Annotated in this window: 22 protein-coding genes; 16 read left to right on the top strand and 6 right to left on the bottom strand. The window is 71.8% G+C overall.

What is annotated here, in order from left to right; all coding sequences use genetic code 11:
* The first annotated feature begins 3 nt into the window (after positions 1-3).
* The 9 genes from FF096_RS15920 to FF096_RS15880 are packed head-to-tail and all read left to right on the top strand — an operon-like array spanning position 4 to position 10181.
* Positions 4-2796, top strand: a complete 2793-nt coding sequence (locus FF096_RS15920; protein ID WP_155218856.1) for a hypothetical protein — start codon at positions 4-6, stop codon at positions 2794-2796.
* A complete protein-coding gene (locus FF096_RS15915; RefSeq protein ID WP_230462653.1) occupies positions 2775-3221 on the top strand; it encodes a phage tail protein in 447 nt (148 codons plus the stop codon). Before FF096_RS15920 ends, FF096_RS15915 begins: the two co-directional genes overlap by 22 nt.
* Complete coding sequence (locus tag FF096_RS15910; RefSeq protein WP_309223378.1) at positions 3222-3986, top strand: LysM peptidoglycan-binding domain-containing protein; 765 nt, start codon at positions 3222-3224, stop codon at positions 3984-3986.
* Positions 3987-3990: 4 nt separating this feature from the next.
* Positions 3991-5805: a VgrG-related protein gene (locus tag FF096_RS15905; protein ID WP_155218854.1), complete on the top strand. Its 1815-nt coding sequence runs from the start codon at positions 3991-3993 to the stop codon at positions 5803-5805.
* An 18-nt stretch (positions 5806-5823) separates the two neighbouring features.
* Entirely contained in the window at positions 5824-6168 is a 345-nt protein-coding gene (locus FF096_RS15900) for a PAAR domain-containing protein (protein ID WP_155218853.1), read from the top strand.
* A gap of 5 nt (positions 6169-6173) precedes the next feature.
* A complete protein-coding gene (locus FF096_RS15895; protein WP_155218851.1) occupies positions 6174-6593 on the top strand; it encodes a GPW/gp25 family protein in 420 nt (139 codons plus the stop codon).
* Positions 6593-8542 carry a putative baseplate assembly protein gene (locus FF096_RS15890; RefSeq protein ID WP_155218849.1) on the top strand — a complete coding sequence of 650 codons (1950 nt, stop codon included), beginning with the start codon at positions 6593-6595 and terminating at the stop codon, positions 8540-8542. The genes FF096_RS15895 and FF096_RS15890 overlap by 1 nt, the downstream gene beginning before the upstream one ends.
* Before the next feature lie 24 nt (positions 8543-8566).
* Entirely contained in the window at positions 8567-9145 is a 579-nt protein-coding gene (locus FF096_RS15885) for a phage tail protein (protein WP_155218847.1), read from the top strand.
* On the top strand, positions 9132-10181 hold the full coding sequence (locus FF096_RS15880; protein WP_155218845.1) for a zinc ribbon domain-containing protein: 1050 nt from the start codon (positions 9132-9134) through the stop codon (positions 10179-10181). The genes FF096_RS15885 and FF096_RS15880 overlap by 14 nt, the downstream gene beginning before the upstream one ends.
* 47 nt (positions 10182-10228) lie before the next feature.
* On the opposite strand, the gene FF096_RS15875 is transcribed toward FF096_RS15880, so the two are convergent.
* From FF096_RS15875 to FF096_RS15850, 6 genes are all read right to left on the bottom strand, one after another.
* Positions 10229-11035, bottom strand: a complete 807-nt coding sequence (locus tag FF096_RS15875; RefSeq protein ID WP_155218843.1) for a BTAD domain-containing putative transcriptional regulator — start codon at positions 11033-11035, stop codon at positions 10229-10231.
* Between the two features lie 300 nt (positions 11036-11335).
* Positions 11336-14212, bottom strand: a complete 2877-nt coding sequence (locus FF096_RS15870; RefSeq protein ID WP_196222548.1) for an AAA family ATPase — start codon at positions 14210-14212, stop codon at positions 11336-11338.
* 266 nt (positions 14213-14478) lie between these two features.
* Positions 14479-15318 (bottom strand): SAM-dependent methyltransferase, encoded by an 840-nt coding sequence (locus FF096_RS15865; RefSeq protein WP_230462652.1) that lies wholly within the window; start codon positions 15316-15318, stop codon positions 14479-14481.
* Between the two features lie 70 nt (positions 15319-15388).
* Positions 15389-16240: an alpha/beta hydrolase gene (locus FF096_RS15860; RefSeq protein ID WP_309223377.1), complete on the bottom strand. Its 852-nt coding sequence runs from the start codon at positions 16238-16240 to the stop codon at positions 15389-15391.
* 14 nt (positions 16241-16254) lie between these two features.
* The gene (locus FF096_RS15855; protein ID WP_309223376.1) at positions 16255-16818 is read right to left on the bottom strand and encodes a DJ-1/PfpI family protein; all 564 of its coding nucleotides are present in this window, start codon (positions 16816-16818) and stop codon (positions 16255-16257) included.
* A gap of 91 nt (positions 16819-16909) precedes the next feature.
* Positions 16910-17650 carry a GntR family transcriptional regulator gene (locus FF096_RS15850; protein ID WP_155218838.1) on the bottom strand — a complete coding sequence of 247 codons (741 nt, stop codon included), beginning with the start codon at positions 17648-17650 and terminating at the stop codon, positions 16910-16912.
* Positions 17651-18077: 427 nt separating this feature from the next.
* Between FF096_RS15850 and FF096_RS15845 the strand changes: the two genes are divergently transcribed.
* The 7 genes from FF096_RS15845 to FF096_RS15815 all read left to right on the top strand — a co-directional run bounded on the left by FF096_RS15845 (position 18078) and on the right by FF096_RS15815 (position 26442).
* Positions 18078-19463: an extracellular solute-binding protein gene (locus tag FF096_RS15845; RefSeq protein ID WP_309223375.1), complete on the top strand. Its 1386-nt coding sequence runs from the start codon at positions 18078-18080 to the stop codon at positions 19461-19463.
* 14 nt (positions 19464-19477) lie between these two features.
* The gene (locus FF096_RS15840) at positions 19478-20410 is read left to right on the top strand and encodes a sugar ABC transporter permease (RefSeq protein WP_309223374.1); all 933 of its coding nucleotides are present in this window, start codon (positions 19478-19480) and stop codon (positions 20408-20410) included.
* The gene (locus FF096_RS15835) at positions 20410-21324 is read left to right on the top strand and encodes a carbohydrate ABC transporter permease (RefSeq protein WP_155218834.1); all 915 of its coding nucleotides are present in this window, start codon (positions 20410-20412) and stop codon (positions 21322-21324) included. The genes FF096_RS15840 and FF096_RS15835 overlap by 1 nt, the downstream gene beginning before the upstream one ends.
* On the top strand, positions 21324-22391 hold the full coding sequence (locus tag FF096_RS15830; RefSeq protein ID WP_155218832.1) for an ABC transporter ATP-binding protein: 1068 nt from the start codon (positions 21324-21326) through the stop codon (positions 22389-22391). The genes FF096_RS15835 and FF096_RS15830 overlap by 1 nt, the downstream gene beginning before the upstream one ends.
* Positions 22391-23461 (top strand): ABC transporter ATP-binding protein, encoded by a 1071-nt coding sequence (locus FF096_RS15825; protein ID WP_155218830.1) that lies wholly within the window; start codon positions 22391-22393, stop codon positions 23459-23461. The genes FF096_RS15830 and FF096_RS15825 overlap by 1 nt, the downstream gene beginning before the upstream one ends.
* A 206-nt stretch (positions 23462-23667) precedes the next feature.
* Positions 23668-25128, top strand: coding sequence for an NAD-dependent succinate-semialdehyde dehydrogenase (locus FF096_RS15820; protein WP_155218828.1), 1461 nt, complete (start codon positions 23668-23670; stop codon positions 25126-25128).
* A gap of 102 nt (positions 25129-25230) precedes the next feature.
* A complete protein-coding gene (locus tag FF096_RS15815; RefSeq protein ID WP_155218826.1) occupies positions 25231-26442 on the top strand; it encodes an iron-containing alcohol dehydrogenase in 1212 nt (403 codons plus the stop codon).
* Positions 26443-26501 lie beyond the last annotated feature (59 nt).

The following is a 26501-nucleotide window of genomic DNA, read 5'->3' as shown; positions in this document are numbered from 1 at the left end:
GCGATGGGCGTACGCGACCTGCTCCGACGGTGGCGTGGTGCGGACAGGTCGGCCGGTGCGGCTCCGGGTCCGGCAGACGAGCCGCGTCGACCGAGCGCCGAGCCGGGCTGGCGACGGGTGCCGCCGATGACGCCGCTGCTCGCCGGAGCCGACGTGTCGATCAGCGACCCGCTCGGGTTCCCGAGCCGACTGGCCACCCGGCAGGACCCCGCCCTCCGGCGACCGTTGGGGCATCTGGTCAGCCCCGACGCGCCCGGCGGCACGGCGTACGACCTGCTCCGGCCGGTCTCCCCGCCGCAGGCGGCACCGACCCGGCGCGACCTGCCGGTGCAACGCCGCGCCGTCCCGTCGACCGACCCGGACTCGGCGGCCTTCCCGCCTGGACCGTCCGGCACCGACACCGTGACACCGACCGGAGCCGCAACCGCAGGCGGACCGCCGACCGGAGGCGAATGGGCAACCGGGAGCGAATCAGCGAGCGCAACCGGACCGGCGAGCGGAGGTGGACCGGCGAGTAGCGGCAGGTCGGCGCCCCGGGGTGGGCCGTCCGTCGCCAGCCGCGCCACGCCGACGGCGGCCGGTGGCGCGCCCCGAGCGGTACGCCCCTCCCCCGCCCGTCGCGCCGGTACCCCGCTGACTCTCGCCCGGGTCGCCGTACCGCCGCGCCGACTGCCCGCCCGGCCGCCCGCGCCCACCGCCACCCGGATGCCGGTCCCTACCATCCAGACCAGCCCGGTCGCCGGTGCCCGCAGTGCCGAGAAGGCTCCCGCCTCCCCCGCCGCCGCGCCGACGGCCGAACCCGCCACGGCCGTCCCCTCCCTGGTCACCCCACCCCCGGCCGGGCCGACCCAGCACGGTCCGACGCCCGGCGCCGACACAGCACCCCCGGTCAGACCAGCGGCACCGGCGCGGCGACGCGCCGCTGCCCCGCCACGGCTCGGTCTCGGCGAGCCCATCGTGATGCCCGCCCCCGAACCGGAAGCCCCGGCGGCGGTCCCGTCCGGACATCGGCCGACCCCCAAACCTCCGCCGCCCCGGACCGCACCGGCGGGGCCCGCCGCCGGGCTGCCCGGCACCGGCGGCGAGACCCGGGCGGTGGTGCAACGCTCCACGTCGGCCCAGCACCGGGTCTCGTCGCCCACGGGCACCCCGGCATCGCACGCATCGGCACCCGGTGACACCGCACCCACGCGTACGCCGGCCCACCCACGGACGCCGGACGCCGCACCGGTGGACAGGCCCCCTTCCGGCGCACCGGCGAAGCCGGACGGCCCGTCGCCGCACCGCCCCGCCGTGCGGCCCGGTCTCGGGGCACCACTCGATCCGGACGTCGCGCCGCGTACGGTGGCCCGGCCCCGGCCGACTGCCACCCCTGGCCCCGCCCCGACCCCGGCCCCTGCCCCGACCCCGGCCGCTGCCCCGACGATCCAACGGCACCCGGCCACCGATCCGTCGCCCCGCTCCGGCGGCATCGCCGACCGACCCGGCCCACCGGCGGATGCACCCAGCGGCACGGCCGCGACCCGCCCGGACGGCACCGCCAACCGCACCGGCGGCACGGCCGCGACTCACCCGGGCGGCACCACCACCCACACCGGGGGCACGGTCACCGACTCCACCCGGTCCAGCGCTACGGACCCGGCAACCCGTCCGGTGCAACGCGCCGTCGCACCGCACACCGGCACCGCGCCACCGGAGATGCCGGTCGCTCGACCACAACCTCCCGTACCGCCGCCGTCGGCGACGGTGCCACCACGGCCGACGGCGGCCGAGCCGGACCCGACACGAACGGACCGGGCCGCCCGAACGCCGGACGCCACCGCGACCGAACCAGCCAAACGACCGGGCCGGGTGCCGCTGCTCGGCGAGCGACCTGTGACCCCGATCCTGCAACGGGTCAGCACCGCGACGACGGCACCGACCCCCCGGGCGACGGGACCACAGCACGCCGTCCCTGGAGCGACGGCGGCCGACGGCCGCGCGGCGACGGTGCCGATCCGCTGGATCCGGTCGCCCGGCGGCGAATCCTCGCCGCCGACCACCACGACGAACCCGACCCTGGCCAACGCCAACGAGGTGTCCAGTATGACCAGACCCCCAGCAGCTGCCCCCGGCCCGCCGAACCGGCCGACCCCTCACCGCCGGGCCCAGCCACGCCCCCCGCAGGTCTCCGGAGCGCTCCAGCTGGCACCGGCCACCACCGGACCGGTGTCCGCCGTCAAGTCGGTGCCCGCCGCTGGGCCGTCGCCCGCCGCCGCCGGGCCGAGGTCGGTCGCCGCCGGGCCGGTGTCGGTCGCCGCCAGTTCGGCGTCCGCCGCCGCCGGGTTGGTGTCGGCGCCCCCGGCGGCGCGACCTCCGCAACCGGCGGCGCGGGTGCACCCGCCACTGACCAGCGTCACCCGGTCCGCCGCCACGAATCACATCCGGACGGCCACCCCCGAGCGGGCCGGACTGCCGGTCCAGCGCACCTCGACCGGCCGACCCGGCACCACCACGACGGTGCCACCGACGAACCCAGGGCCCGCCCGCCAGGTGCAGCGGTCGTCGGTCGGCGCGACGACCACCACCCGCAGCGCCGGCGCCGCCTCGACCTCCGGCGGTGCGGACCGCCCCACCGGCCCGGAGCACCGGTCCGGACGCGAGGACCGGGCCAGTGCGGAACAGTTCCACCACCTCGACCGCCGCGCCCTGGACGAACTCGCGCACCGCCTGGTCGAACCGATCTCCCGGCTGCTGCGCGCCGAGCTGCGGACCGGGCGCGAACGCAGCGGCCGATGGCTGGACGGTCGGCGATGACCGGCCCCGACCCCGGCACCAGCGTCCACTTCCGACTTCAGGTCGACGGAATCAACCTCGGTGACTGGAACTCGTGTGACGGACTCGGCTGCGAGGTCGAGGTGGAGCAACACCAGGAGGGCGGCAGCAACGGCTTCGTCTGGCAGCTGCCGTCGCGAGTGCGCTACACCAACGTCACGCTGACCCGGCCGCTGATCCCGGACACGGCGAAGGTGGCCCGGCTGCTCACCGCGCTTCCGCAGGGCATCAAGCGGGGCACCGCCCAGATCGCGGCGCTGCGGCCCGACCGGGCCGTCCTCGTGCAGTGGGGCCTCGCCGACGTCGTACTCGTCCGCTGGACCGGCCCGTCCTTCGACCCCACCCAGTCGCAGGTGGCGACGGAGAGCATCGAACTGGCGTACCACGGTTTCCTGGAGGTGGGTTGAGTGTCCAGGCCGACCGGCAAGGTCTCCGCGTTCCTCCAGCGCTACCACCCGCCGCCGAACGGCGGAAACCGCCCCGGCGGTCCACTCGGCGGCCCGATCGAGTTCATGTTCAACCCGAGCCAGCTCACGCTGACCAAGTCGGCCTCCTGGATCCCCCACGTGGTACGCGGCGCGGAACAGGTCGGGATCGCGGAGTTCAGCGGGTCGGAGCCGCGCACCCTCGCGCTGACCGTGTTCCTCGACGTGACCGACACGCACAGCCGCACTGTGCAGCAGCGGGTCGAGACGTTGTTGACCTGCTGCACTCCCACGACGACCAGCATCGCGGCCGACGCGCCGTCACCACCGTGGGTGAAGTTCACCTGGGGCCAGTTCCAGACCGTCTCGTTCTACTCCTACGTCAGCCAGGTCACCGCCACGTACACGCTGTTCGACAGCTCCGGCACCCCGTTGCGGGCGACCTGCGAGCTGAACCTGACCGAGGTCGGCGGCACCAAACCCCGGCAGAACCCCACCTCCGGCGGGCACCGCACCCGACGGGTCCACCGGGTGGTCGACGGCGACTCGCTGCCGCTGCTGGCCCACCGGGAGTACGGCGACCCGACCGTGTGGCGGGCCATCGCCGAGGTCAACGACATCGACGACCCGACCCGGCTGCCACCCGGCACCGAACTGCTGCTGCCCGCCCCCGACGAGTTCCCGACCGAGGCGTACCCGGGCCCCGCGACGTCCGACCGGGTCGGCTCCCCAGGCGACCGGAGGTAGCCGGATGTCCACGGGAAACCTCACCAACCTGCTCAAGGTCGGCGTACCGGCGACACTCCCCGACCCGTGGCCGGACGAGCTGGTGTACGGCTGCGTGGAGGACGGCACCGAACACCCGGCGGTGGCCACCCTGCGCTACCGCGACCCTGGCGCGCTGATGCTGGAGAAGACCGGGATCACGATCGGCCGGACGCTGACCGTGGCGGTACGCGCCGGTGACCGCAACGGCGAGACGAGGCTGTTCACCGGAGAGGTGGTCACCGTCGAGTCGGAGTTCGACGGCACCGGCACCTACACCATCATCCGGGCGATGGACCTGTCGCACCGGATGCGGCGCGGACGGCGGGTCGTCAGCTACCGCAACCAGACCGCCGCCGACATCGCCCGCCGACTCGCCACCGAGGCGGGCCTGCCGCTGGGCCGGTTGGACCCCACCACCGTGGTCTACGAGATGGTGTCGCAACCCAACGTCAGCGACTGGGAGTTCCTCCGGATGCTCGCCGCCGACAACGACGTCGAACTGGCGATGGTCGACGGCAAGTTCGAGTTCCGCCGCCCCGTCCACGCCGCCGCCGCGCCCGGCCCGCAGGCGAGCGCCGAACGGGACGACTTCGTGGCCGAGGTGGACGGGAACGTCCTCTCCATGCGCGCCACGGTCACCTCGGTCGGCCAGGTCACCGACGTGGAGGTACGGGGCTGGGACCGCCGTACCTGCCAACCAGTGGTGGGCCGCACCCCGGTACGCGACAGCCCCGAGGTGCAGCTTCCGGGGGTGACCGCCGGCGAGCTGGCCGCCGGGTTCGGCAAGTCCACGATGCTGGTCGCCGACGTGCCGTACGAGACCCAGGCCGAGGTCGACACGGTGTCGCGGGCCCTGGCCGCCCAGGTGGCGGTCGGCTTCGCCGAACTCGAGGTGGCGGTGCGGGGCAACCCCCGGCTGCGGGCCGGTGTGCCGTTCGCGCTCACCGGGGTAGGGCGACCGTTCGCCGGGAAGTACACCGTGACCGCCAGCCGTCACGTGTTCGGCCCGGCCCGCTTCTACGAGACCTGGCTGACCGTCAGCGGCGGCCAGGACCGCTCGCTGACCGGGCTGGCCGCCGGTGCCCCGGCCCCGGCCCGGTCGGCCCGGATGCCGGGGCTGGCCATCGGTGTGGTCACCAACGTCAAGGCCGGGCTGGACCGCGAGCACCCGGAACGGCTGGACCGGGCCTGGGTCAAACTCCGGTTCCCGTGGCTGGACCTCGACTACGAGACCGACTGGGTCCGCACGGTGCAGGTGGGCAGCGGCCAGGGCGGCGGCGTCGTCTGCCCGGAGGCCGGCGACGAGGTGCTGGTCGGGTTCGAGCAGGGCCTGCTGGACCGGCCGTACGTGATCGGCGGCCTGTACAACGGCGTCGCCAAGCCGTCGGAGCACGACGGCCCGCTGGTCGACCCGACGAGCGGTTCGGTGAACCGGCTGTCGTTCGCCTCCCGCCAACGTCGGACCGGTCGCGGCAGCACCGGCAACTGGGTCGAGTTGCTCGACGGGCCCACCACCAGCGCCACCCAGGGGGTACGGCTGCGTACCGAGAAGGGTGCCGAGAAGTTGCTGCTGCACCTCGACCGCGCCGGCACCTCGGTGCTGGTCCGCAGCGACGGAAGCGTGGTGATCGAGGCGAAGACCGAGGTCACCGTCCAGGGGGCCGACGGTGTCTCGGTCGAGTCACGCGGGCCCGTCTCGGTCACGGGCAGGGGCGTTTCCGTGGACGCCGGACTCGGCGAGCTGAACCTCACCGGCGCCAGCGTGGCGATCTCCGGCAAGGTCGTCCGGATCAACTGAGCAGGAAGGACAGAGGCAATGCCACCAGCAGCCCGGATCGGGGACAGGGTCGGTCACGGCGCGCCCACCGGCACCGTCGGCCCGCCGGGCGTCGTCCCGGCGACACCCGGCGGTGGTCCGACGCTCGGCGTCGGCAGCGTGCTCATCGGTGGCCGACCGGCCGCCGTCGTCGGCACCGTCTGCACCTGCCCGGTCCCACCGGCGCACCTGGCGCTCGGGCCGGGGAACGTCGTGCTGCCCGGCCCGCCACCACCGTCGGGGCAGGTGCTGATCGGTGGTTTCCCCGCCGCCCGGGTGGGTGACCGGACGACCTGCTCGGCGACGATCCTCACCGGGGCCGTCAACGTCCTCATCGGGGGCTGACCCCGATGGCGGAGCAGTTCATCGGCGCGGGCTGGGCGTTCCCGCTGCGGGTCGACGCCCGTGGCGGCATCGCCCTGGTCAGCCGGGAGCGCGAGATCGTCGAGGCGATCCGGCTGATCCTCGGAACCGCACCCGGCGAACGGCCGATGCGCCCCGAGTTCGGCTGTGCGGTGCACGACTACGTCTTCGCACCGGCGGACGAGAACACCGCTGGGCAGATCGCCTTCGAGGTGCGGGCCGCGCTGGACCGCTGGGAGCCCCGCATCGAGGTCACCGACGTGCTCGTGGGCTTCGACGCGGAAGCCGAGGGCACCCTCTACATCGACATCCGCTACCTCATCCGGGGCACCAACGATCCCCGCAACCTGGTGTTCCCGTTCTACGTGATCCCGTCGCACGACGGCCCCGAAGCGGAGATCGACTGATGGCCCTACCCGCGCCCAACCTCGACGACCGCCGCTTCCAGCAGCTCGTCGACGACGCCAAACGCTTCATCCAGCAACGCTGCCCGGAGTGGACCGACCACAACGTCTCCGACCCGGGGGTCACCCTGATCGAGGCGTTCGCCCAGATGACCGACGAGCTGCTGTACCGGCTGAACCGGGTGCCGGAGAAGAACTACCTCGCCTTTCTCGACCTGATCGGCGTCCGGCTCTACCCGCCGACCGCCGCCCGGGTCGACCTCACCTTCTGGCTCGCCGCTCCGCAGCCCGAGACGGTACTGCTGCGCGCCGGCACCGAAGCCGGCACCGTCCGTACCGAAACCGAGGAGGCCATCGTCTTCGGCACCGTCAGCGACCTGGCGATCGTGCCGTGCGAACTGACTCACCTGCGGGTCCACCCCGCCGACGGCCCGGGAGCCGACCGCACCGACCAGCTGCTCAACGGCCGGGACGTGCCCTGTTTCACCACCCCGCCCACGGTCGGCGACGCCCTGCTGCTCGGCCTGGACACGGCGGTGCCGTCCTGTGCGGTGGTGCTGCGGCTGGAGAGCCGGGTGGAGGGCATCGGCGTCGACCCACGGCAGCCGCCGCTGCGCTGGGAGGCGTGGGACGGCGCCGACTGGGTCGCGTGCGAGGTCGACAGCGACTCCACCGGCGGACTCAACCGACCCGGCGACGTCGTGCTGCACGTACCGTCCGGACACACCGACTCGGTCATCGGCGGTCAGCGGGCGGGCTGGCTGCGGTGCCGGCTGGTGGCCGCGGAAGCGGGCCAACCGTTCTACTCCGCGTCACCGACGATCCGGGCCGCCTCCGCCTTCACCCTCGGCGGCACGGTCACCGCCGTGCACGCCGAGACGGTGACCGAGGAGTTCCTCGGCGAGTCCGAGGGGGTGTCCGGCCAACGCTTCCGGGTGGCCCGACCACCGGTGATCCCCGACGACGAGCCGTTCGTGGTCGAGGTCTCCGACGGCACCGGCTGGCAGGAGTGGACCGAAGTGGACGCGTTCGGTGCCACCGGCCCGGACGACCGGTGTGTGACGGTGGACCGCAGCACCGGCGAGGTGGCGTTCGGGCCCGCGGTCCGCGAGCCTGACGGTTCGCTGCGCCGGTACGGCGCGGTGCCGCCGAACGGTGCCCGGATGCGGGTACGCCGGTACCGCACCGGAGGCGGGCGACGCGGCAACGTGGCCCGAGGAGCGATCTCCACCCTGCGCAGCTCGGTGCCGTACGTCAGCCGGGTGGAGAACCGGGAGGCCGCCGCCGGCGGGGTGGACGGCGAGTCGGTGCAGAGCGCCCGGCAGCGCGGCCCGGTGCAGTTGCGGGCCCAGGACCGGGCGGTGACCGCCCGCGACTACGAACTCATCGCCGGGCAGGCGGTGCCGGCGGCGGCCCGGATCCGGTGCCTGGCCGCCGGAGACGGCGCCGAGGCGGGCGGCGTACGCGTCCTCGTCGTGCCCGAGGCGGTCGCGGACAGCGGCGAACGGCTCCGCTTCGAGCAGCTGATCCCACCCGACGACATGCTCGCCACCGTCGCCGAGCACCTGGACGCCCGCCGACCCATCGGGGTACGGCTGGTCGTGGAACCGCCCTTCTACCAGGGGGTCACCGTGGCCGCCCGGCTGACCGCCCGGCCCGGCGCATCCGCCGAGCGGCTGCGTACCGCCGCCCTCGAGGCGCTGTACGGCTACCTCAACCCGCTGCGCGGCGGCCCGGACGGGTCGGGTTGGCCGTTCGGCCGACCGGTGCAGTCCGGGGAACTCTTCGGGGTGCTCCAGCGGTTGACCGGCGTCGCGTTGGTCGAGGAGGTGCTGCTGTTTCCCGCCGACCCGATCACCGGGCAACGCGGCGCGGCGGCATCACGGGTCGAACTGGACCGGCATGCGCTGGTCTTCTCCTACGAGCACCAGGTCCGGGTCGAGGAACGCTGACGCGGACGGAGAAGGGAGCGTCTGATGCGTGGCGCGTTGGCGGGCCTCGGCACACCACAGCCGTTCGGTCGGCGGCTACCGGCGATCTACGGCACGGACGAGTTGACCGGCCGGCTGCTCGCCGCGTTCGACGAGGTGTTGGCCCCGGTGCACGCGACGCTGGACAACCTCGCCGCCTACCTGGATCCGCGGCTGGCGCCGGCCGACTTCGTCGACTGGCTCGCCAGCTGGGTGGCGGCCGAGACCGCGCCGGGCTGGACGCTGGAGCAGCGTCGCACGGCGGTCGCCAACGCGGTGGCGCTGCACCGGATGCGCGGCACCGCACGGGGCCTCGCCGAGCAGGTGCGGACGGTCTTCGGGGTGTGGCCGGAGATCACCGAAAGCGGCGGAGCCGCCTGGTCGTCGACGCCGGGCGGAGCACTTCCCGGCTCGGCGGTGCCCGCCCTGACGGTGACGGTGCGGGTTCCCGATGCCGGGCTGATTCCGACGGCGCGGTTACGAGAACTGGTGGAGGCGAACCGGCCGGCGCACGTGCCCTGCGTGCTTCGGGTGGTCGTCGAGGGTGACGAGAAGCCGGAGGGCGACGACGATGCAGCGCTGTGAGCGGTGTGCCCCGGCCGAGCCGGGCGGTGCCTTCTGCGCGGTCTGCGGGTCGTTCCTCGGCTGGGAACAGCCCGGGGACGACGCCGCCGCACCGGTCCGCTCCGTCGAGCCCGCAGCGGCGACCCCGGTCCACTCCGAGTCACCGCCGCCGACGGAACCCGCGATGGACGTACCGGCGGCCGGACGGGACCCGGTGCCCGTCGACGCGCCGGAGGCGACGATCAGCGCGGTCCAGCCGGCCCGCCCACGGGAGCGCCGACCCCTGGTACGGCAGCAGCCCCTCGGGTCGCAGGACGGCTCCGGTGATGTCGTCTGCCCGTCCTGTGCGACCGGCAACCCGCCGCAGCGGCGATTCTGCCGACGGTGTGGCACGGCGCTCGGCAGCGCGGCAGCACCCCCGGTCCGGCTCTCCTGGTGGCGTCGGTTCTGCCGCTTCCTGCTGCGGGCGGCACGCTGGCTGTTCCGGCCCCGGCCGGGCGGGTGGGGCCTGCTCCGCCGCGTCGGTGCCGTGCTGCTCGCCGCCGCCCTGCTCGCCGGTCTCGGCTACGGCGCGGTGCGGCTCGGCAGCCGGGCCAGCGACGCGATTCGGGACCGGCTCGCCGATCCACAGCCGGTGAGCCCGGTGTCGGTGAGCGCGTCGAGTCACGCGGCCGACCACCCACCCGAACTCGTCGCGGACGGGATCAGCAACAGTCACTGGGCTCCCGCCACGGGCGGCGCGGGACGCGACGAGTACGTCGAACTCACCTTCGCCGACCCGTTCCGGCTACTCGACCTGATCATCCATCCGGGGGTGTCGGCGCAACGTGACGAGTTCCTCCGGCAGGCCCGGCCGGCGGAACTGGAACTGACCGCCTGGACCAGTCGGGGTTCGGAGAGCACGACGCTGCGGCTCACCGACCAGGCCGGTCCGCAGACCTTCCACTGGGTCGTCGAGGACGTGGTGCGGCTACGGCTGACCGTCCGGAACAGCTACGGCAACGCGCCCGGCCGCCGTACGGCGATCGGCGAGGTGGAGGTCTTCCGGCGTCCCTGAGCGCGCGTGTGAGGGGCCGCGCCTCCTCACCCACGCGCTGAGCGCGCTCACGCCGCCCGCGCCGGACCGGGCACCCCGAGCGTCCGCAACACCTGGTCGTACGCGCTACAGACGCGTGCTGCCGCCGCCACGTCACCGGAACGCTGATGCGCCTCGGCCAGCACCCGCCAGGCGTCGTCCCGGAATCCGTCGATCTCCAGTCCGCGCCGAGCCGCCATGACCGCCGCGGCGGGTCGCTCCGCCTCCAGTTCGAGCGCGGCCAACGTCGCCGCCGACTCGGCGGCCAGCGTGCGATAGCGGTCGCGCTCGGCGACGATCCACTCGGCTGGTCCCTCCTCCGGCAACAGGTCACCGGTGTACTGGGCGAGGGCTTCCCGAAGGGCGGCAACCGCAGCGCCGCGCTGCCCCGTACCGGCGGTGCGACGCCAGGCGGTGATCGCCTCGTCGAACGAACGCACATCGCAGTACGCGGTGGGCGGCAGCGCCAGCAGGTACGACTCGCCGTCGCGCCGCACCAACCGGGACGCACCGCGCCGCACACCCGGTTCCAGGAAGGCCCGCAGCGTCGAGATACCGACGTGCAGGTTACGGATGCCGGAGCGGACCGGCAGTTCGGGCCAGAGCGCCGCCAGGATCACTTCCCGGTGCACCGGCCGACCGCCGTGGACGGCCAGGAAGCGCAGCAGGGCGCGGACCCGTGGCCGTACGTTCGTCCAGTCCAACCGTCGCCCCGGGATGTGCAGCTGGAACCCGCCGAAGCAGCGCACCGTGAACGGCTGACCGACGTACGCCGCCTCCGGTCCCGTCGGCCCGGACGCCCGTACCCGGATCGGCTCGTGGTTGGCTTGGATCATCACCTGAACTCCTCCGTCCCCCCATGGACGACATCCTGCGGAACATGGTGGACCCGCCGGTCCTGACGGACATCGGTCAGTTGACGCGGAAGATCCGATTCCGGGCCCCGGATCTCCTACCGACGGTCACCACCACCGCCCCGGGCTGCACGACCTGCCCCCGGAATCCGGCCTGCTGCGGCCCTTCACCGCCCGTACGCCCCGGGCAGGACGCGTGGTCGAGACGCCTTCGCCGACTCCGCTACGTCACCTGGCCGATGTCCACCGCGCCGCGCGATTCCGCCACCCGGTCGGTGAGGGTCAGGATCCCGCGCCGGACACCGCCTCGCGGCGCAACGCCTCACGGGCGATCTCCACCCGACTCCGTACGCCGAGCTTGCCGAGCACGTGCGAGATATGGGTCTGCACGGTACGGCGGGAGAGGTACATCTCCCGGGCGATGTCCGGTGTCGAGCGACCCTGCGCCACCAGCGCGGCCACCCGGGTCTCCGTCGGGGTGAGGGCCTCCCAGCCGACCTGTGCCCGAGTGGGTCGGGGGCCACGGACGCCGCGACGGACGCCGTGACGCCGCAGCCGTCCCTCGGCGCGACGGATGTCCCACACCGCGCCGAGGGCGTCGTACCGGTCGACCGCCTCGCCGAGAAGCGTCCTCGCCTCGGTCTGCTCGCCGGTCAGGGCGAGCACCGCCGCCAGGTCTTCGAGCGTGCCGGTCAGCTCGACCGGCGCGCCGACCGACCGGTAGTACCCGACCGCCTCGTGCAGCGGCGCCGGGTCGCCGTCGAGCAGGCCCTGACACCGGCGTGCCGCGGCGGTGGCCCGGCCTTCCCGGGACTCCGCCGCCGCCTCGGCCTGGCAGGCACGCTGGGCCGCTCGGGCCGCCGACTGGTCGTCCACCGCCAGGGCGAGTCGCACCAGTTCCGGCGCCCACTGGTGGAGCAGGGTCATCTCGCCGGATCGGCGGTCGAGGACCTCCGACAGCAGTGCCAACGCCCGCGCCGGCTCGCCCTCCTGCTCGGCGGCCAGCGCCCGGGCGGCAAACAGGAAGTCACGGTTCTCCCGGTCGGCGACGGTCCGGACCGGAAGCGCCAGACCCGCCCGAAGGTGGTCGGTCATGGTGCCGCTGTCGCAACGGTGCGCGGCGATCAGGGCGGCGACGCCGTGCCGGAGCAGCGCCGGTCCCCGTTCCCGGAGCCCGGAGTACGTCAGGCCGGTGGTGTCCCGGTCGACGGCCGCCAACTCGGCCAGGGCGTCGTCCCAGCGACCGAGCCAGTACAGCAACACGGCAGCGGTGAGCGCCGAGGTGCCCTGGCCCGTCCCGCCGGCTCGTTGGCCCAGCTCACGCGCCCGGCGCAGGGTCGCCTCCGCCTCCGGCCACCGGTCCAGGTTCTGCAGGGTGAAGATCCGGCCGTCGAAGGCGAAGGCCCGCAGGTCGCTGTGCTCCGGCGCGTCGCCCAGCACGGTCAAGGCCCGATCGACGTACGCGAGGGCGGCGTCGTGGTCGCGTCGCACCGAGTGGGTCAACCACAGGTCGGTCAACGCGTACGCGATGGCGAAGGCGTCCCCGGCCTCCTCCCCTACCCGCAGCGCCTGACGCGCGGTGCTGTCGGCGGACTCCAGGTCGCCGGTGCTGGCCCGCTCGAACATCGACAGTGAGGCCAGCAGGCAGGCCCGCCACACCGCTGGCACGTCGGGGCTGCCGAGGGCGCCGCGCACGACCTCCACGGCTTCCTCGTTACGACCCTGGCTGAACAGGGCACGGGCCCGGATCGAGGACATCTCGGCCCGATGCTCGGGGCGGGTGGCCAGGGCGAGCGCCTGCCGGGCACGGTCGGCGGCCTCCGGGTGCCGACCCGCGCCGAGCAGCACCCGGGCCAGTTCGACGGTCAGCACGGCCCGGTCGGCCCGGTCGGGGTGACTCGCTTCCAGTTCGCGTTGCAGCAGCTCGATCGCGATGTCCGGGGCCCGGGTGGTCAGCGCCGGTGCCGCCTCGACCACCCAGCTGCGGCTCCACTCGTCACCGGGGCGACCGGCCGCCAGCAACTGCTGCGCCACCCGCAGTGGTTCGGCACCGGCGGCAGCCAGCGTCTTCGCCGCCTCGCAGTGCAACGCCGCGCGCAGCGCCGCCGGGACGCTGTCGTAGAGAGCCTGGCGGATCAGCGGGTGCCGGAAGGCGAGCTGGTCGCCGACGCCGACGACGAGACCGGCCGCGACCGCGTCCTGAAGACCCTCGGCCAGGTCGGAGGCCGTCTGGCGCAGCAGCGCGGCCAGGTCGGCCACGGCGAACTCACCGCCGAGCAGGGACGCGGTCCGCAGCATCTGGGCGGTGGGGGCCGACACCACGCTGAGCCGGTCACTGAGGGCAGCCGCGAAGGAGGCGGGAACCCGGTCGAACGCGTCGTCGGAGATATCCCCGCCGGTCAGCGCCGCGCCGACCGCCTGCTCCCGGGTCACCGCGTCGAGCAGCTCCCGCAGGTACAGCGGGTTGCCCATGGCACGCCCGAGGAGACGGACGAGGGTGGGCCCGGGCGGCACCCCGAGCGTTCCGGCCACCACCGTACGCACGTCCTCCGCGCTGAGCGCGCCGAGCGGAAGCAGGACGCCACCGCGACGCAGAGTGGCCGCCCGCAACGTCTGTACGTCCTGGCGGGCGGGTACCGGACGGGTGGCGCTGACCAGCAGCAGCGGAAGTTCGTCGACGGCCAGGGCGAGGCGGTGCCACAGCATCAGCGATGCCTCGTCGGCCCATTGCAGGTCGTCGAGAATCAACACCGTGGGCGCCTCGGTGCACAATTCGTCGACCAGCGACACGAGCATCTCGGTGGCGGTGTAGGTGATGTCGTCCCCGGCGAACAGCCCCGGTCGCCGGTCCCGTAGGAATTCGGCGACTCGCGCCCGACGGGGGTCGGGAGAACGCGCCCGCACCTGGAGACAGTCCAGCATCACCCGCAGCGGAAAACGGTGGGACAGCTGATCCGCGGTGCCCCACAACACCTTGTGCGGCCCGTCCCTGCCCTCGTCGAGCGCGGCGGCGACGAGCGACGACTTGCCGATGCCGGCCTCGCCCTCCACCCAGACCACCGCGCCACGGCCCTGGCCGGTGGCTTCGACGGCCCTACGCAGCACGGACAGTTCCTTCTCCCGCCCGGCCAGAACAGGTGGCAGCTCAACGGGAAACATGCTGACGGCACAGAAGCGGAATGGCAGGACGGGCGACATTCACCGGTGCATATTAGCCGACGCATCGTGGCGGCCCGGAAGCCCCCGCATCACGAAATGTTTTCCTCTTCTTTGCGGAGCCCACGTGAGCAAATCCCACCGGCGATAGACGACGTAGGAGGTTGTCGACACCACCATTGTGGTAATCGCGAATGTAGCCGTGTGCGCGCGGCACGGCAGCGCAACGACCGGCCGTCGGTGTGCGGACGGCCGGTCGCGGCGGCGGCCTACGGTTTACGGGCGAGCAGTCCGACGAACGTGTGGTAGGTGTCCGTCTGCTTCGGCTCGTCCGCGCCCGGATCCGGACGCCACTCGGGCAGTGGCACCAGCCCCGGCTCCACCAACGTCAGCCCGTCGGCGAAGGAGAGGATCTCCTCGTCGGTACGCCAGCGGCCGGTGCCCAGCGACTCGTTGAAGACCCGCTCGACCTCACGGGCCTTACGGGAGCCCTCCGGATCCCGCTCCCCCGGATCACGGAAGTGCGAGATCGCCACGTAACTGCCCGACGGCAGCGCGTCGATCAGCTTCGCCGCCACCGTGCCCGGCTCCTCGTCGTCGCCGAGGTGGTGCAGGATCGCGAAGAGCAACAGACCGATCGGCCGGTCGAAGTCGAGGAACTGGCGGACGTCCGGGTCGTCGAGGATCTCCTGCGGTCGCCGGATGTCGGCCTGGATCACCGTCGCGGTGCCCTCGGCGGAGAGCAGCGCCCGCCCGTGCGCCAGCACGATCGGATCGTTGTCCACATACACCACCCGGGCGTTCGGGTTGTGCTCGGCGGCGACCTCGTGCACGTTGCCCTGGGTGGGCAGCCCTGACCCGATGTCAAGGAACTGGTCGATGCCGGACTCGGTGACGAGGTGGCGGATCACCCGGCGCAGGAAGGCGCGGTTCGCCTGGCCGGCGGCCGGCCCGTCCGGGGTGATCCGGATGGCGTGCTCGGCGACCTTCCGGTCGGCCTCGAAGTTGTCCTTACCGCCCAGGAAGTAGTCGTAGACCCGGGCCACGCTGGGAATGGTGGGGTCGATTCCGGGGGGTGCGGCCTTGTCGCGGGTCAATGGCATCTCCATCCGATTTCGATCGCGCACCGGGCTGGGTGGGTAGTCCCGAACCTGCCCGTGAGTGTAGCGATCGGACGGTCTAGATTGTGGACCCGTTGGTAGCGCTCCCGGCGGAGCGCCCCTGGCGACGAAGGAAGCACGACAGCAGGCGCCGGAACTCGTGCGGATGTTCGACCGCCGGCACGTGCCCGCACCTGCCGAACACGTGCAGCCGGACGTCGGCCAGATGCTCGATCAACGGCTGGACAGCCGTCCCCAGTGGAGTGAGCAGGTCCTCGGCGCCGTGCACGAGCAGCACGGGCGCGCGAATCGCCGCCAGCGTCTGCGCCGAGAGGGCGAGCCCGGCGGCCCATCGCGCCCTGGGCGGCGGAAACAGCGAGGCGTACGCGGTCGCTCCCGCCCGCATCGCGGCGGCACGGGCCTCGACGGCCGCGTCGGTCACCAGCGTCTGGTCGAAGACGAGGCGACTCAGCATGTCCCGTGCCCCGTGCAGGTCGGGCGGGGCGGCCCAGACCGCGTCGAGTGCGGCGGACAGCGGCGCCCCGGGAGCACCCATCGTCGAGACCGCCACGACCTCGGTGACCTGGTGGGGACGCGCGGCCGCCAACGCCAACGCCACGGCACCGCCCATGGAGTGACCCACCACCGCGTAGGAGTCGACACCGAGGGCGTCCATCAGGCCAGCGGCCTGCTCAGACCAGAGCCGGAGCCCGCCCCGGGAGCCCGCCGGGATCGGCGTACGGCCGAAACCGGCTTGGTCAGGAGCCACCAGCCGCCAGGAGGTGCCCAGTGCCCGCGCCGTCGTCGCCCAGGCTCCGGACCCGGTCGTGCCGGGCCCGGAGCCGTGCAGCATCAGCACCGCAGGCCCGGTGCCGCACTCGAAGACGTGGACGGGGGAACCGTCGACGGTGATGGTCCGGTGTGTGGTCACCGGGCCAGGGGTGCTCACGCGGGTTTGACGGACTTCGTGAAGAGATCCATCATCGCCCGGCCGAACTGCGGCATGTCCGGCCAGCCCCGGCAGGAGACGAGGTTGCCGTCCACCACGTCGGGCGCGTCGATGACCGTCGCGCCCGCGTTCTCCATGTCACCGGTGATCGGCGGGAAGCACGCGGTCTTCCGACCCTTCAGCAGCCCGTACACCGCCGGCACCTGAGCGCCGTGGCAGACCAGGGCGACGGGGAGGTTACGCGCGAAGAAGTGCTCGGTGATGCGCCGGACGTCGGGGTCGACCCGGATCCATTCGGGAGCACGCCCGCCGGGGATGATGAGGGCGTCGTAGCGCTCGACGTCGACCTCGGCCCAGGTCACGTCGACCGGCAACTTCCGGCCGTTCTTCTCCACGTAGGCGTCGGAGTTGGGGTCGAACTCGTGGATGACCAGTTGCACGTCACGCGTCGTCCGTGACGAGACGTCGACCTCCCAGCCGCCCTCCTGCACGCGGTAGTAGGGATACATGGTGTCGAGTTCCTCGGCGGCGTCGCCGGTCAGGAGCAGCGCTCTGGGCACCTGCTTCTCCTCGCATTGGGGGACGGGTGAAGTAGATCAAAAATCCAATACGATCCGATTGGGGTTAGCATTCCTCGACCCGGCCCGCCCGTCAACCCTCCCCCGCCACCGCGTCCGCGTCCGTGACCTCGAACAACCGTCGGAAACGCTCACCGGAGCGCAGGATGTGCCGACGCATCGCGTAGGCGGCGGCGTCGGGGTCACGTGCGGCGATGGCGGCCACGATCTCCTCGTGCTCGGCCATGGCCTGGTGGGTGACCTGGGCGTCGTGGTGCAGCCGGAAGAGGTGCACGTGGCTGTGCAGGCGCGCGAGCGCCTCCCGGATGACCTGGTTCTCCGCGCTACAGGCCACCAGATCGTGGAAGGCGGCGTCGCGCAGCCCGAACGCGCCGTAGGCCGCAGGCCCGCTGCCTCCTTCCAGTTCCGCCATCTCCTCCAACATCCCGCGCAGCCCGGCCACCTGCTCCGGAGAGGCCCGTTCGGCCGATCTGCGCGCCGCCGCCGGTTCGAGGAGCAGGCGGACCTCCAGCATGTCCTCGAACCGGTGGCGGGTGATCTGGGGTGGGATTCGGTAGCCGGCGTGGGGCACGCGTACGACCAGGCCCTCGGCCTCCATCCGGTTGAGCGCGTCCCGGATCGGCGTCTGCGACACCCCCAGCTCCCGCGCCAGGACGTCGATCGTGACGCGGGAGCCGGGCTCGATCCGCAGCGACATCAGCTGTCCGAGCAGCGTGTCGTACACCTCGTCGGCGAGCCGGCCGCCGGATCGCCCCGACGCCGTTGCGCCCGTCACGGCCCGACGGCCCCGCACGATCTTTCCTTCGTCGCCCATCGTGACGTGAGGTCCCTTCTTGCGCCTTCGCGTACCTGTTGACATCAGTCACAACTCTGCGACATGCTGACGCCCCAACCGGATCGTATAGGAAATGTAGCGGTGGCTCGCCGTCCTGCAACGTCGCGGAGCCGGCCCGCGATCGCTTTCCTTCGATCGCCTGGAGCTCCCACGAGCGTGCGGCGACGCCCTGCTCGGTCCGGCCCCGGGCCACAGACAGGCCGACGGACTTCGACGACAAGATCCAGTAAAGCGCGGCGTACGCGGGACACCGGGCCGCGACCCGGCCCGCACGACACGCCCCGAACAACCAGCACCTGGTCGGCGAAGCACATAGCGAGGTCCCAGAACTCCCCACCGGCAGAAAGCAGGCGAGAAGATGCGGCATCCGAAGCGAACAGGACGATTGTCCGGTCCCGGCCGAAAGGTGCAGCTGGCGACCGCAGCCATGCTGCTGGTGGCCACGACCATGGCGGCCTGCGGTGACGGCAAGGACGACGGTGCCACGACGAGCGCCCCCGCCGCGCCGGCGACCATCCCGGAGCTCACCACGGACCCGCTGACCCTCAGCTTCATCTGGTTCGAATGGCCGCCAGCCCAGGCGCTGGAAGCCTTCGCGAACGAGGAGTACAAGAAGGAACGGCCGAACGTCACCATCAAGGTCAACACCGTGCCGAACGCGAACTGGCACGACGCGATGTTCACCCAGTTCGCCGCGCGGAAGACCGACTTCGACATCGCGATCCTCGACTCGCAGCACATCGGCGAGGCCGTGACGAACGGCAACATCCTCGACATCACCGAGTTCGTCAAGAACAACATCGAGGTCGACGCCTACAACCCGTACCTCCTGGCCGCCTACGGCCAGTTCCCCCAGGCGGAGACCGGCCAGCGCGACGAGAACGCCAGCCTGTACGGGCTGCCGCTGCTCGGCGACACCTGGACGATGATCTACCGCAAGGATCTGATCGGCGACGAGCCACCCAAGACCTGGGACGAGATGATCTCAGTCGCCGAGAAGTGCCAGGCGGACAACCCCGGCGTCAGCGGGCTGGCCTTCCACCAGGCCAACGGCTCCGACGCCGCGGCCGTCACCTACAACACGGTCAACGGCGTCTACGGCGGTAACCTCTGGGACGCCAAGAACCGCAAGATCGAGGGCGTCCTGAACGACGCCGCCGGCCAGGAGGCGATGGACGTCCTGGTCAACAAGATGAAGCCGCTGACCGCCAAGGGCTCCGGAAACTGGTTCATCGACGAGGTAAACGCGGCGGTCGCCCAGGGCAAGGCTTGCATCGCGTTCAACTGGATCGCCGCCAGCGGCGGCCTGCTCGATCCGAAGGAGTCGACCCTCGGCAGCACCCGGGAGCAGATCCTCGACAAGCTCGGTTTCGCCACCCTGCCCAGCCAGAAGACCGACCTGGTCCCGCTCGGCGGTATGGGGATGCACGTGTCGGCCTACTCCGCCAAGGACAACCAGGCTGAGGCCCTGAACTTCATGAAGTGGTTCGAGCGCGCCGACATCCAGAAGAAGTGGGCCGCCGCCGGTGGTGTGCCGTCGCGTACCGACGCCCTGGAATCACCCGAGTTCCTCAACGCCGGGCCGTTCAACCAGGTGTACGCCGACTCGGTGCCGCGCATGCGGGACATGTGGAACGTGCCCGAGTACGCCCGCCTCGTCGACATCGAGAACACCAACGTGAACGCGGCCCTCAACGGTGCGAAGAGCCCGCAGCAGGCGCTCGACGACATCGCCAAGGAGCAGCAGGCCGTGCTCGACTCCAGCAACCGCAAGGGCGGCGGCGGACTGTGAGTGACCCCGTACCTGTGACGGCCGAGGACCCCGGGCAGGTGGTGTCCACGACGCCGCCTGCCCGGGGGCGGTTCCGCCGGTTGAGCGACCGTGGGCTCGCCGTCGCCTTCATCTCCCCCGCGCTGCTGCTGTTGCTCGCCATGTCGGTGTTCCCACTGCTGTGGGCGTTGTACCTGTCCTTCACCGACTACTCGGCCACCCGTGGCGGGCCCGCCCGGTGGGTCGGGTTCGGCAACTACACCGCAGTTCTGACGTCGGCGCAGGTCCACCAACGCACCCTGACCACGCTGATCTACGTGGTCGGCGCGGTCACCCTGCAGACGGTCCTCGGTTTCACCATCGCCTACCTGATCTCCCGGCGTACCCGTGGGCGAGGAGTGCTGACCACCCTGTTCCTGGTGCCGATGATGCTCTCACCGGTCGTGGTCGGCCTGTTCTGGCGGTTCATGCTCGACGCGCAGTTCGGCGTGATCAACAGCATGCTCGGCTCGCTCGGCATCGGGCAGGTGGAATGGCTCACCCGGCAGCGAACGGCGCTGATCTCCCTGATCGTGGTCGACACCTGGCAGTGGACGCCGTTCATCATGCTCATCGCCCTCGCCGGTCTCACCGCGGTTCCCAAGTACCTGTACGAGGCCGCCTCGATCGACCGGGCGTCCGAGTGGTTCCGGTTCCGCACCATCACCCTGCCGCTGGTGTGGCCGCTGCTGCTGATCGCCGTGCTGTTCCGGGCCATCGAGGCGTTCCGGCTGTTCGACCTCGTCTACATCCTCACCAACGGAGGCCCGGGTGTCTCCACCGAGACGTTGTCGTTCCACGTCTACAAGGTCGCGTTCCTGGGCTTCAACACCGGAACCGCCTCGGCGTACGGGATCCTCATGGTCCTCGTCGTCATCGTCCTCACCCAGCTCTACCTGCGCTACCTGAACAAACTCAAGGAGGGCTGATGGCCGTCTCCGTCGACGAGGCCGTGTCCCCGGGTCCTACCCGGCAACGCCGGCCCGCCACGCGTCGTTTCGGCGGCGGCCGGGGTCGATCCGTGGTGGAGGTCGCGCTGCTGGCCGTGCTGGCCGTGGTGATGCTGTTCCCGGTGCTGTGGATGATCGAGACATCCATCAAGGAGAACCGGGACGTCTACGCCGTCCCGGCCCAGTTCTTCGGCTTCACGGTCACCATGGACCACTTCCGGGACGTGTTCATCGCCCCCGGCGGCGGTCGTTCGGACCTGTCCGTGGCGTTCCTCAACTCCGTACTGGTCGCCGGGGTCTCGACGACGCTGGCCACCGTGCTGGGGGTTCCGGCCGCCTGGGCCTACTCCCGCTTCGCCGTCAAGGCCAAGAAGGACCAGCTGTTCTTCATCCTGTCCACCCGCTTCATGCCGCCCGTGGTGGTCGTGATCCCGATCTTCCTCATGTACCGCCAGGTCGGCCTCATCGACACCAAGCTCGGCCTGATCCTCATCTACGCCGCGTTCAACCTCCCCTTCACCATCTGGATGATGAAGGGCTTCGTCGACGAGGTGCCCGCGGAGTACGAGGACGCCGCCATGCTCGACGGCTACACCCGTCTACAGGCGTTCCGACGATTCACCCTTCCCCTGCTCGTACCCGGCATCGCCGCGACGGCGGTCTTCGCCCTCATCTTCTCGTGGAACGAGTTCGTGTTCGCCATCTTCCTCACCTCCAGCGACGAGGTCCGGACCGCCCCACCCGCCATCGCGGGTCTGATCGGCGGCACCACCGTCGACTGGGGACTGGTGGCCGCCGCCTCCGTGGTGTTCGCCCTACCGGTGCTCATATTCGCCTACCTGGTCCGCAAGCACCTCGTCGCCGGTGTGACGCTCGGGGCGGTGCGACGCTGATGGCGGGCATCGAGGTGACCGCGCTGCACAAGCGCTACCCGGACGGGACGGTCGCGGTCAAGCACGTGGACCTGTCCATCGGCGACGGTGAACTGTTCGTGATGCTCGGCCCGTCGGGCTGCGGCAAGACGACCACGCTGCGGGCCATAGCCGGCCTGGAGCGGCAGACGACGGGCGACATCCACATCGGCGACACGCTGGTCAACGACCTGCCGCCCGCCGAACGCGACATCGCCATGGTGTTCCAGTTCTACGCCCTCTACCCGCACCTGAAGACCCGGGACAACCTGGCGTTCCCGCTGCGGGCCGAGGGACTACCCAAGGCGGAGGTCCGCCAACGGGTCGACGAGGCCGCCCGACTGATGCGGCTCGGCCCGCTGCTGGACCGGCGACCGCGCCAACTGTCCGGCGGCGAGCAGCAGCGCGTCGCGCTGGCCCGCGCCCTGGTGCGACGACCACGTGCCTTTCTCATGGACGAACCCCTCACCAACCTGGACGCGGAACTGCGGGCGGACATGCGCACGGAGATCAAGCACCTACAGGGGGAACTGGGCACGACGATGGTCTACGTCACCCACGACCAGGTCGAGGCGATGTCCCTCGGTCACCGGATCGCCATCCTCAACAAGGGCCGCGTCGAGCAGATCGGCACACCGCTGGAGGTCTACGACCGTCCGGCGAGTCTCTTCTGCGCCGCGTTCATCGGCTCTCCGCCGATGAACCTCATCGAGGTGGAGGTGGCCGACGGGAAGCTACGCAGTCCCGGCGGGCTGGCCCTCACGCCACCGCCGGGCCTGCCGCGCGACCGTCGCCTGGTCGCCGGGGTCCGACCGGAGGCGCTGGAGGTCACCGAACCGGGGGCGGACGGGTCGGTCCCGGCCCGGGTGGTCTCGGCGGAGTGGCTGGGCGACGAGATCATCTACGTCGTCGACCACGGCGGCGGGCACGACGTACGGGTCCGGATGCCACCGACGGTCCGGTTCGCCGCCGACGCACCGGTCGGGCTGCGGCACACCGGCGGCAACCCGACGGTCTACGACGTGAGCACGGAAGAACTGGTGGCCTGATGGGAACCGTGGCAACGCACGGGCTGTACAAGTCCTTCGGCAAGGTCCAGGCCCTCGACGGGGTGACCCTGGAGGTGCCGGACGGCTCGTTCTTCGTCGTGCTCGGGCCCTCCGGGGCCGGCAAGACGACGACGCTGCGAGCCATCGCCGGCCTGGAGAAACTCGACGCCGGGTCGGTGCATCTGGACGGCAGGGACGCGACCGGTGACTCCCCGGCCGCACGCGACCTGGCCATGGTCTTCCAGAACTACGCCCTCTACCCCCGCCACACCGCGTACGAGAACATCGCGTCGCCGTTGCGGGCACGCCGCTGTTCGCCGAGCGAGATCGCCGCCGCCGTCGAGCGGATGTCGAACCTGCTGCACATCGAACGTCTGCTACAGCGGCGTCCCGCGCAGTTGTCCGGCGGTGAGATGCAGCGGGTCGCCCTGGCCCGGGCGCTGGTCCGCAGCCCGCACGCATTCCTCATGGACGAGCCGCTGACGAACCTCGACCTCAAACTCCGCGTCGAGATGCGCACCGAACTCACCCGCATCCACCGCAGCCTCGGGGCGACCTTCATCTACGTGACCAACGACCAGGTCGAGGCCCTGTCCATGGCCGACCAGGTGGCGGTGCTGAAGGAGGGGAAGGTGCAACAGGTCGGAACGCCGACCGAGGTGTACGAGCGTCCCGCCAACACGTGGGTCGCCGGGTTCGTCGGAAGCCCGCCGATCAACCTGCTCGCCTGCCGCGCCGAGGGAGATCGGCTCGTCGGTGCGCAGGGCTGGACGCTGCCGCGGCCCCGCTGGTCCACCGTCGAGGACGGCCGTGCGCTGCTGCTGGGCGTACGCGCCGAGGACCTGTCCGTCGAGCAGCGTGGGAGCGCGTCGTTGTCGGGGGAACTCTACGGACTTGAGCCGCTCGGTGACCGGACGGTGGTCGACGTCCAGGTGGGTACGGAGATCCTCAAGGTCAAGGCACGACCCACCGTCACCGCGACACCCGGCGAACGGCTGCAGGTCACGGTCGACCTGGACCGGGCCCACCTGTTCGACGCGGACACCGGGCTGTCGCTAGCCGGGCGGTGACCGCGCCGGGTGGCGGTGTACGCCCCGGCAGCCGAACCTCGACGGACCGTCACCCCGGGGCTCGATCCGACGACGTGGCGACCGCCGGTGGCCCGGGGCGACCGGCGGCCCGCGTCGCCTGGGGACCGGACCACCACCACCGACCCGCCCGTCTACGCGTACGCGATCGCTGAGGCACGCCGGAGATCATCACAGGAGGCGACGCAATGAGTGACCCGACGAACGTCCTGGCCCCCGAGCACCGGCGGCTGCGCATCGGCGGCGCCTGGCGCGACGCCACAACCGGAGCCACCTTCACCGTCGAGGACCCGGCTACCGGCAAGACCATCGCCGAGGTGGCGGACGCCGACGTCGGCGACGGGCTCGCCGCGCTGGACGCGGCGAGCAGGGCCATGGCGCAGTGGGCGGCGACCCCGCCACGGAAACGGTCGGAGTTGTTGACCGCGACGTACCAGGCCCTGACCGAGCGGTCCGAGGAGTTCGCCCGGCTGATCACGTTGGAGATGGGCAAGCCGCTGGTCGAGGCGCGGGCGGAGGTGGCCTACGGCGCCGAGTTCTTCCGCTGGTTCGCCGAGGAGGCGGTACGCGTCGAGGGGCGCTACCGCACCGCTCCCGCCGGTGGCTACCGCATCCTCACCGTGCCGAAGCCGGTCGGACCGTGCGTCTTCGTGACGCCCTGGAACTTCCCGTTGGCCATGGGCGCCCGAAAGATCGCTCCCGCGCTGGCGGCGGGCTGCACGACGATCACCAAGCCGGCGGCCCAGACCCCGCTGACCATGCTGTTACTGGCCCGCGTGATGGAGGAGGTCGGCGTCCCGGCGGGCGTGGTCAACGTGGTGACCACCACCCGGTCCGGCAAGGTGGTCTCGGCACTGCTGGCCGACAGTCGGACCCGCAAGCTCTCGTTCACCGGGTCGACCGAGGTCGGACGCCTGTTGCTCCGCCAGGCAGCCGACAACGTGCTGCGTACCTCCATGGAGCTGGGCGGCAACGCGGCCTTGATCGTGTGCGCCGACGCGGACCTGGACGTCGCGGTCGACGGCGCCATGGTGGCCAAGATGCGCAACATCGGGCAGTCCTGCATCGCGGCCAACCGGATCTACGTGGAGGAGCCGGTACGCGAGGAGTTCACCGCACGTTTCGCCGAGCGGATGGGCGCGCTCTCGGTGGGCCACGGTCTCGACGACGGTGTGGACGTCGGGGCGCTGATCGACGACACCGCCGTCACCACGATCGACGAACTCGTCGCCGACGCGGTCGGTCGCGGTGCCCGGGTCGTGGTCGGCGGCGAGCGGCCGGACGGGCCGGGTCACTTCTACCCGCCCACCGTCCTCACCGACGTACCCGAGGACGCGCGGATGCTCCGGGCGGAGATCTTCGGGCCGGTCGCGCCGATCGTCTCGTTCACGTCCGACGACGAGGTGATGGCGAAGGCCAACGACACCGAGCACGGTCTGGTCGGTTACGTCTTCACCCGTGACCTCCAGCGGGCGCTACGGTTCGCCGAAGGGCTGGAAACCGGGATGGTCGGCGTCAACCGTGGCCTGCTGTCCGAGCCGTCAGCTCCGTTCGGCGGCGTGAAGCAGTCCGGGTTCGGCAAGGAGGGGTCGCACGAGGGCATCCTCGAGTACCTCGACCTCACCTACGCGGCGATCGACCTACCGTGACCGGCCCACCGCTGCGGGCACCCGCCGACGCCGTGTGGGTCACGCGGGTGGCCCGGACCTCCCCCACGCACAACGCCGCCGACGTTCCGGAGAGGCACAGACATGCTTGAGACCGTCCGCGGACCGCGCCAGCTGATAGTCGGCGAAGGGGTCGCACAGAACATCCCGCGAGTGGTGGCCGAGAGTGGCTCGCGAGTCCTCATCGTCACCGACCGGGTCCTGCTGGACCAGCCGGGTGTGGCCGAGATCGTGGCCGCCGTGCGAGAGCGGGTCGAGGTCGTCGCGGTGTTCTCCGAGGCGACTCCAGACGTGCCGCTCACCGACGTCGACCGGGCCGTCTCGGTCGCCGCCGAGGTGGACGCCGACGTGACCCTCGCCATCGGCGGCGGCACGGTGATCGACCTCGCCAAGATCGTCGGCGTCATCCGGCGGCACGGCGGCACGCCGCGCGACTACTACGGCGAGGCGAAGGTGCCGGGGCCGACGATCCCCCTCGTCGCGGTCCCGACGACGTCCGGCACCGGCTCCGAACTCACCCCCGTCTCCGTGTTGACCGACCCGGACCGCGAACTCAAGGTGGGGGTCTCCAGCGTCCACATCGTGCCCGACTTCGCCATCGTCGACCCCGAACTCACATACACCTGCCCGACGACCGTCACCGCCCACTCCGGTATCGACGCGTTCTGCCACGCCGTGGAGAGCTACACGGCGCGGCCCCGGGCCCACGGACCGCGTGACCCGGTGGAGCAGGTGTTCCTCGGCCGCAACCGGGTCACCGACCACTACGCGCTCCTGGCCGCCGAGCGGATCGCCCGTAGCCTGCCTCGCGCGGTCCGCGACGGCGGCGACACCGAGGCACGCGCGGACATGTCCTACGGCTCGATGCTCGCCGGGATCGCCTTCTCCCACGCGGGCACCGGAGCCCCACACGCCCTCCAATATCCGATCGGCGCGGCCACGCACACGCCACACGGCCTTGGCGTCGGGCTGCTCCTGCCCTACGCGCTGGACGCCGCCAGGGACGCCATCGGCGACCGGTTGGCCGTCCTCGCCCGGGTGTGTGGGCTAGACGTGACCGATGCTTCGGAGGCCGAGGCCACGGACGCCTTCCTCACCTGGCTCGACGGGTTCCTCGCCGAGATCGGTATCCCGCCCACCCTGGCGGACATCGGCGTGGCCCGCGCCGACCTCCCACGCTTCGCGCAGATGGCCAGTGGCGTCACCCGCCTGATCCAGAACCATCCGGGCCCCAACGACACCGCCAGCCTGACCGCGATCCTCGAAGCGGCCTGGACCGGGGATCGGATCATCTGACGCCGGGTTCCGTGCCCGGCCTCGTCGAGGAACGAGCGGGCACCTCACCTGTCATCATG

This window comes from Micromonospora sp. CP22, assembly GCF_009712475.1.
Lineage (GTDB): Bacteria > Actinomycetota > Actinomycetes > Mycobacteriales > Micromonosporaceae > Micromonospora.
This window is presented reverse-complemented; position numbering and strand designations above follow the sequence as displayed.